Origin of the sequence: Rhizobacter sp. (genome assembly GCF_031412075.1) — a bacterium.
GTDB lineage: Bacteria > Pseudomonadota > Gammaproteobacteria > Burkholderiales > Burkholderiaceae_C > Rhizobacter.
In genome coordinates this window covers 1-6,852 of sequence record NZ_JANOCG010000670.1, presented here as the reverse complement: position 1 = coordinate 6,852, position 6,852 = coordinate 1, and the positions used below count along the sequence as shown (strand labels likewise).

General features: G+C 60.2%; 8 protein-coding genes and 1 tRNA gene. 5 read left to right on the top strand and 4 right to left on the bottom strand.

Going from position 1 to position 6,852, the window contains the following annotated elements; translation table 11 throughout:
- The 3 genes from RMO40_RS24880 to ispB all read right to left on the bottom strand — a co-directional run.
- Nucleotides 1-1,301: ATPase, T2SS/T4P/T4SS family (locus tag RMO40_RS24880; RefSeq protein WP_309726554.1), on the bottom strand; the 1,301-nt coding region annotated here is incomplete at its 3' end.
- 145 nt (nucleotides 1,302-1,446) lie between these two features.
- Nucleotides 1,447-1,523: transfer RNA gene (locus RMO40_RS24875), tRNA-Pro, on the bottom strand.
- A gap of 41 nt (nucleotides 1,524-1,564) precedes the next feature.
- Nucleotides 1,565-2,506: an octaprenyl diphosphate synthase gene (ispB, locus tag RMO40_RS24870; protein ID WP_309726556.1), complete on the bottom strand. Its 942-nt coding sequence runs from the start codon at nucleotides 2,504-2,506 to the stop codon at nucleotides 1,565-1,567.
- A 255-nt stretch (nucleotides 2,507-2,761) separates the two neighbouring features.
- On the opposite strand from ispB, the gene rplU reads away from it, so the two are divergent.
- The 4 genes from rplU to proB all read left to right on the top strand — a co-directional run bounded on the left by rplU (nucleotide 2,762) and on the right by proB (nucleotide 5,660).
- Complete coding sequence (gene rplU, locus RMO40_RS24865; RefSeq protein ID WP_309726552.1) at nucleotides 2,762-3,073, top strand: 50S ribosomal protein L21; 312 nt, start codon at nucleotides 2,762-2,764, stop codon at nucleotides 3,071-3,073.
- A gap of 13 nt (nucleotides 3,074-3,086) precedes the next feature.
- Nucleotides 3,087-3,347, top strand: coding sequence for a 50S ribosomal protein L27 (gene rpmA, locus RMO40_RS24860; RefSeq protein WP_309726550.1), 261 nt, complete (start codon nucleotides 3,087-3,089; stop codon nucleotides 3,345-3,347).
- 118 nt (nucleotides 3,348-3,465) lie between these two features.
- Nucleotides 3,466-4,545, top strand: coding sequence for an Obg family GTPase CgtA (cgtA, locus tag RMO40_RS24855; protein ID WP_309726548.1), 1,080 nt, complete (start codon nucleotides 3,466-3,468; stop codon nucleotides 4,543-4,545).
- Nucleotides 4,542-5,660 carry a glutamate 5-kinase gene (proB, locus tag RMO40_RS24850; protein WP_309726545.1) on the top strand — a complete coding sequence of 373 codons (1,119 nt, stop codon included), beginning with the start codon at nucleotides 4,542-4,544 and terminating at the stop codon, nucleotides 5,658-5,660. The genes cgtA and proB overlap by 4 nt, the downstream gene beginning before the upstream one ends.
- 10 nt (nucleotides 5,661-5,670) lie before the next feature.
- On the opposite strand, the gene RMO40_RS24845 is transcribed toward proB, so the two are convergent.
- Complete coding sequence (locus RMO40_RS24845; protein WP_309726543.1) at nucleotides 5,671-6,267, bottom strand: RNA pyrophosphohydrolase; 597 nt, start codon at nucleotides 6,265-6,267, stop codon at nucleotides 5,671-5,673.
- A gap of 141 nt (nucleotides 6,268-6,408) precedes the next feature.
- Between RMO40_RS24845 and RMO40_RS24840 the strand changes: the two genes are divergently transcribed.
- Nucleotides 6,409-6,852, top strand: a 444-nt coding sequence (locus tag RMO40_RS24840; RefSeq protein WP_309726541.1) for an aminoacyl--tRNA ligase-related protein, incomplete at its 3' end; no start/stop codon positions are given.

The following is a 6,852-nucleotide window of genomic DNA, read 5'->3' as shown; positions in this document are numbered from 1 at the left end:
GTGGTCGGGGCGTCGTTGGTGTGCAAGGTCGACATCACCATGTGGCCGGTCTGAGCAGCCTTGATGGCGATGTCGGCGGTTTCCAGGTCGCGAATTTCGCCCACCATGATCACGTCAGGATCTTGGCGCAGGAAAGACTTGAGAGCGGCTGAAAAGGTCAGCCCCGCCTTGTCGTTCACATTCACCTGGTTGATGCCGGGCAAGTTGATTTCGGCCGGGTCTTCCACGGTCGAGATGTTGACGCCAGGCTGATTGAGGATATTGAGGCAGGTGTACAGCGAGACCGTCTTGCCGCTGCCGGTGGGGCCTGTCACCAGGATCATCCCGTAGGGCCGCACGATGCACTTGAGCAGCCGATCCTTCTCGATCTTTTCGTAGCCCAACGCCTCGATGCCGATCTTGGCACTTGATGAATCCAGGATCCGGATGACGATCTTCTCGCCAAACAAGGTGGGCAAGGTGCTGACGCGGAAGTCGATCGACTTGTTGCCAAATTTCAACTTCATTCGCCCGTCTTGTGGGACGCGCTTTTCAGCAATGTCCAGCCGAGAAATGACCTTGATTCGCGAGGCCAGTTTCTCCTTGATGGCGATGGGCGGCTGGGTGATCTCGCGCAGTTCACCGTCAACGCGGAAGCGTACGCGGTAGTGGTATTCGTAAGGCTCGAAGTGAAGGTCGGATGCTCGGGCGTTGATTGCGTCGATCAGCATCTTCTGCAAAAAGCGCACGACTGGAGCGTCTTCGACGTCGGCTGTGACCTCTTGCGTTTCAGCGGCCGCCGTGCTGTCTTCGTCGCTGACGTCGAATTCGAAGTCCCCACCAACAATGTTTTCCAACGACTCTGACGCGCTGGTGGAGGCGCCTTCAAGGATCTTGGCCAGCTTGTCGTGCTCGACGATGACCCACTCGGGGGAGAGCTGGGTCGCGAACTTGATCCGTTCCGCCGCTTCTTGATCCGTGGGGTCGGCGCCGCCGATGAAAAGGCGGTTGCCTCTCTTACCGAGAACAAGTACTTGATACTGGGCCGCGAGCTTCACGTCGATGACGTTGCGCGGCAGCCGCTGTGGATCAACGGCGTTGAGATCCAGCAAAGGCATGGCCAGTGCGCTGGCCAGCGTGTGCGCAAGATCTGCCGAAGTGACAGCGCCAGCCGCCAGAACCGATGCCAAGAAACTGGTTTTCTTCTCTTTCGAAGATTTGACCAGGTCTTCGGCGGTTTTCGCGTTCAGCTTGCCCGCATGCACAAGAACCCGCGCCACGCCAGACAGTGCGGATTGAGGAACTTCGGCAAGAGTGTCCACAGGCGGGTGTGCGTTACGTCACGATGACCATATCAATTGATGATCGCCGATTCGTCAGGCGCTGTAAACCTGAAGCCTATGGCCGAGCGGCAACAAATCACGGCCTGTGCCGATGATCGCTGCAACAATTTGCGTCAAGGAAGTTTGGTCGGGGTGAGAGGATTCGAACCTCCGGCCTCTACGTCCCGAACGTAGCGCTCTACCAGGCTAAGCTACACCCCGATAAAAAGGGGCCTGTATCGGCCCGTTTCTTTCGGTTCGGGTCAAGACGAACGCTCGACCGACCGAACGCAAAATTCTAGCAGAGCTTCGCGGTGCACCGTGGCGGGAAGCACCGACAGGCTGCTTCGAGCCTTGTCGGCCTCGGTTCGCGCCGCATCTCGGGTTGCCTCCAAAGCGCCGGTGCGACGGACGATGCCGACGATATCGTCCAGGCGCGTCACCTCACCCTGTTCTATCGCGTTTCGGATGAGCATGCGTTCTGTAGGGGTGGCGCGCTCCATGGCGATCAGCAACGGCAGGGTGGGTTTGCCTTCGCGGAGGTCGTCGCCCACGTTCTTGCCGAGCTGGGAGGTTGAGCCCTCGTAGTCCAGCAAGTCGTCAACCAACTGAAATGCAGTACCGAGGGAGCGGCCGTAGGACGCGCACGCGTCTTCAACAGTTTCACTCGCATTTGCCAACACGGCACCCAAGCGAGCGCTCGCCTCGAACAGCTTGGCGGTTTTGAATCGGATGACCTTGAGATAGTCGTCGACGGCGAGATCTGGGTCGTGCATGTTCATCAACTGCAGAACCTCACCTTCGGCGATCACGTTCGTGGCGTCCGCCAACACGTCGAGCACTCGGAGGCGGTCAACGGAAACCATCATCTGGACCGCGCGTGAGTAAAGAAAGTCGCCCACCAGAACGCTGGCAGCGTTGCCGAACAGGGCATTGGCTGTTTCACGGCCGCGCCTCAGGGCGGATTCGTCCACCACGTCATCGTGAAGCAGGGTCGCGGTGTGGATGAACTCCACGATGGCGGCGAGCTCGAAGCGCTCCTTGCCTTGAAACCCGAGTGCGTTGGCAAACAGCAACACCAGCATGGGTCGGATGCGCTTCCCCCCGGCGCTGATGATGTAGTGCGAAATCTGATTGATGAGCGCTACATCCGACGCCAGGCGGCGCTGAATGACCCCGTCCACCTCCTTCATCTCAGCCGCCATCAGCTGAATCGGGTCTAGGCTCGGGTTCAAGGATGAGGTGGTGAGTTGCACTGCGGGCTTAGGTAACGAACACAAATTATAGAAAGGCGCTTGGGCGTCTCGTGGCTGCGGCTCTTGTCATAGCTGCTTTTGTGTAATGACGTCGAATGCGGTGGCTCGCCAGACCGTTCCATGGTAGACTGCAAGGCTCTGCGCTTTTTTCGCGGGGCTGTCAGGCGCTGTTTTCTCGCCGGCAGATTCACTGAAAGGGCTGATATGTACGCGGTCATAAAAACCGGCGGCAAACAATACAAAGTTGCTGCAGGCGAAAAGATCAAGATAGAACAGATAGCTGCGGACGTTGGCCAAGAGATCACGATCGACCAGGTGTTGGCCATTGGTGCCGGCGCAGAGCTGAAGGTCGGGACTCCCTTGGTATCCGGCGCGAGCGTTACCGCCACGGTTGTGGCACAAGGCAGGCATGACAAGGTGCGCATTTTCAAGATGCGTCGTCGCAAGCATTATCAAAAGCGACAAGGTCATCGCCAAAACTTCACTGAGCTCGAAATTCGAGCCGTGAACGCCTGAAAGGAGTCAAACCATGGCACAGAAAAAAGGCGGCGGTTCCACACGGAACGGCCGCGATTCCCAACCCAAGATGCTCGGCGTGAAGGCGTTCGGCGGCCAACAGATCCCGGCCGGCTCGATCATCGTTCGCCAGCGTGGCACCAAGTTCCATGCCGGCACCAATGTCGGCATTGGCAAGGATCACACCTTGTTCGCCCTGGTGGACGGAGAGGTGAGCTTTGCCATCAAAGGCCCGAAGAACCGTCAAACGGTCAGCGTGAAAGAACAGGCCTGAGCCTGTTCTGATAACAGCTTCGGCTGCCAAGCCCCGGTTCGCCGGGGCTTTCTTTTTTTGCGTCGGGCGCAAGCCTGGGCTACCGTAGCGACCTGCGGTACAGCGTGGACACACAGTCATGAAATTCGTTGACGAGGCCACCATCGACGTGGTGGCCGGCAATGGCGGCAACGGCTGCATGAGCTTTCGCCGGGAAAAGTTCATTCCCTTCGGCGGGCCCAATGGCGGCGATGGTGGCAAGGGCGGAAGTGTATTTGCCGTTGGCGACCGCAATCTCAACACGCTGATCGATTTTCGCTACGCGCGCCGTCACGAAGCCCGCAACGGTGAAAGCGGCCGCGGCTCCGATCAATATGGAGCGGCTGCGGAAGACATCGTCCTTCGCATGCCCATGGGCACCATCATCAAGGACGTGGAGACGGGCAACGTGATCGCCGAGCTGCTCGTGCCCGACGAGAAGGTGCTGCTCGCCAAGGGCGGAGACGGGGGCTTCGGCAATCTGCATTTCAAAACCAGTACCAACCGCGCGCCCCGGCAAAAGACCTCCGGCTGGCCGGGTGAGCAGCACAAGCTCAAGCTGGAACTGCGGGTGCGGGCCGACGTCGGCCTGCTGGGCATGCCGAATGCCGGCAAGTCCACGCTGATTGCGGCCATCTCCAACGCGAGACCGAAGATCGCCGACTACCCGTTCACCACCTTGCACCCGAACCTGGGCGTGGTGCGTGTGGCAGCCGAGCAGAGTTTCGTGGTGGCCGATATTCCCGGCCTGATCGAAGGTGCTTCGGAAGGTGCTGGCCTGGGCCACCTGTTCTTGCGCCATCTCCAGCGCACGCACTTGTTGCTGCACCTCGTCGACATGGCACCGTTCGACGAGAGCGTCGACCCGGTGGCGCAGGCCAAGGCCATCGTCAACGAGTTGAAGAAGTACGACCAGGCACTGTATGAAAAGCCGCGCTGGCTGGTGCTCAACAAGCTCGACATGGTGCCGCTCGAAGAGCGTGAGCAACGTGTCAAAGACTTCGTCAAACGCTTCAAGTGGAAGGGCCCGGTGTTCCAGATTTCCGCTTTGACGCGCGAAGGCTGCGAACAGTTGGTGCACGCGATCTACAAGCACGTCTCGAAGCTGAAGAACGTGGTGCCGGATGACCCGGATCCGCGTTTCACCGCAGGCTCCACCGACGTTGCTCCCACGCCATGACAGACGCTCTCCAGAACGCCAAACGCATCGTCATCAAGGTGGGCTCCAGCCTGGTCACCAACGAGGGCCGGGGTCTGGACGCAGAAGCCATCGGAACCTGGTGCCGGCAGATGGCCGCCCTGGCGCAGCAAGGGCGTGAGGTGGTGATGGTGTCGAGCGGTGCGGTGGCCGAGGGCATGAAGCGCCTGGGCTGGTCGGTGCGCCCCAAAGAGATTCATGAGCTGCAGGCCGCCGCCGCGGTCGGCCAGATGGGTCTGGCGCAGATCTACGAAACACAATTACGCAGCTACGGCATGGGCAGTGCCCAGGTGCTGCTGACGCATGCCGACCTGGCCGATCGAGAGCGTTATCTCAACGCACGCTCGACGCTGTTGACGCTGCTCAGGCTGAACGTGGTACCGGTGATCAACGAAAACGACACCGTTGTCAACGACGAGATCAAGTTCGGCGACAACGACACGCTGGGCGCACTGGTCGCCAACCTGATCGAAGCCGACGTGCTGATCATCCTTACGGATCAGAAGGGTCTGTATTCGGCCGATCCACGCAAAGACCCGTCAGCGCGCTTCATCCACGAAGCCGAGGCCGGCACGCCCGAGCTGGAGCGCATGGCGGGTGGCGCGGGCTCCAGCGTTGGCCGCGGCGGCATGATCACCAAGATCCTGGCGGCCAAGCGTGCGGCCAGCAGTGGTGCTTCCACCGTCATTGCCTGGGGGCGTGAGCCGGACGTTCTGGTCCGTCTGGCAGCCGGCGAGGCCATCGGCACTGCACTGACCGCATCGACACCCAAGCTGGCCGCCCGCAAACAGTGGATGGCCGACCATCTGCAGTTCCGTGGCGCGGTGGTGATCGACGACGGTGCGGTGGCCAAGCTGCGCGATGAAGGCAAGAGTTTGCTGCCGATCGGCATGACCGAGGTGCAGGGTGAGTTTGTGCGTGGTGACGTGATCGCCGTGCGTGACAAGGCCGGTACCGAGATCGCACGAGGCTTGGCCAACTACGCCGCTTCGGAAGCGCGACTGATCGCGCGCAAGCCATCAAGTGAGTTCGAGCGCCTGCTCGGGTTTACCGGCGAGCCTGAGATGATCCACCGCGACAACCTTGTACTCGCCTGAGCCAAGCTGGCTAGGCAGCCGGGTCGCCAGGCTCTTCTGACGGCGCGCCATCAAGCGCAGCCAAATCGGTTTCGCTCATGTCGTCGCGGTGATGAGGCCGCATGCCGGAACGCAAGTAGCGGTTGTGGTGGTTGTTGCGCGGCAGAAAACGCGCCAACTCCGTCAATGCCATTTGGTATACGTCGCGCTTGAACTCGATCACCAGTTCGAGCGGAACCCAGTATTCATTCCAACGCCACGCATCGAACTCGGGATGGTCGGTGGCGCGCAGGTTCATGTCGCTGTCGCGGCCCATGAGCTGCAGTAAAAACCAGATTTGCTTTTGCCCACGGTAATGCCCTCGTGCATCGCGGCGAATGAAATGGTCGGGTACCTCGTAGCGCAGCCAGTCGCGGGTGCGCGCGACAATGCGAACGTGGTCGGGCAACAACCCCACTTCTTCGTGGAGCTCGCGGAACATCGCCTGCTCAGGCGTTTCGCCGTATTTGATGCCCCCTTGCGGGAACTGCCAGGAGTGGGTGCGTATGCGCTTGCCCCAGAAAACCTGGTTCCTCGTATTGAGCAGGATGATGCCGACGTTGGGTCTGAACCCTTCGCGGTCGAGCATAATCAACCTCAAATTCTTTAGTTGAATTCATTATTGCACCGGCATAGCGGGAATCAACCCCGCGGGTTTCCCCCGCCCTCGCCGTGCAGCTCCAATTTCTTCCCCCATTCCTTACCAAATCCCTTCGTCATTGGCCTGCCCATGAAAGCCTCACAGTTTTTCATTTCCACGCTCAAAGAAGCGCCCGCCGATGCCGAGGTGGCGAGCCACAGGTTGATGATGCGGGCCGGTTTCATCAAGCGCTTGGGTGCGGGCATCTACAGCTACATGCCGATGGGGCTGCGGGTGATCCGCAAGGTCGAGTCCATCATTCGCGAAGAGATGAACCGCGCGGGTGGCGTGGAGCTGCTGATGCCGGTGGTGCAGCCTGCTGAGTTGTGGCAAGAAACGGGGCGCTTCCAGGCAATGGGGCCGGAGCTGCTGCGTGTGAAAGATCGTCACGATCGTGACTTCATCATCCAGCCGACCTCAGAAGAGGTCATCACCGACATCGCGCGCCAGGAGTTGCGCAGCTACAAGCAGCTGCCGCGGAATTTCTATCACATCCAGACCAAGTTCCGCGACGAACGCCGGCCGCGCTTCGGC

Excerpts from the sequence above, each read along its gene's own strand:
- ispB (WP_309726556.1), bottom strand. The coding sequence starts at position 2,506 with ATGGCGGCTGAGATGAAGGAGGTGGACGGGGTCATTCAGCGCCGCCTG.
- rplU (WP_309726552.1), top strand. The coding sequence starts at position 2,762 with ATGTACGCGGTCATAAAAACCGGCGGCAAACAATACAAAGTTGCTGCA.
- rpmA (WP_309726550.1), top strand. The coding sequence starts at position 3,087 with ATGGCACAGAAAAAAGGCGGCGGTTCCACACGGAACGGCCGCGATTCC.
- cgtA (WP_309726548.1), top strand. The coding sequence starts at position 3,466 with ATGAAATTCGTTGACGAGGCCACCATCGACGTGGTGGCCGGCAATGGC.
- proB (WP_309726545.1), top strand. The coding sequence starts at position 4,542 with ATGACAGACGCTCTCCAGAACGCCAAACGCATCGTCATCAAGGTGGGC.
- RMO40_RS24845 (WP_309726543.1), bottom strand. The coding sequence starts at position 6,267 with ATGCTCGACCGCGAAGGGTTCAGACCCAACGTCGGCATCATCCTGCTC.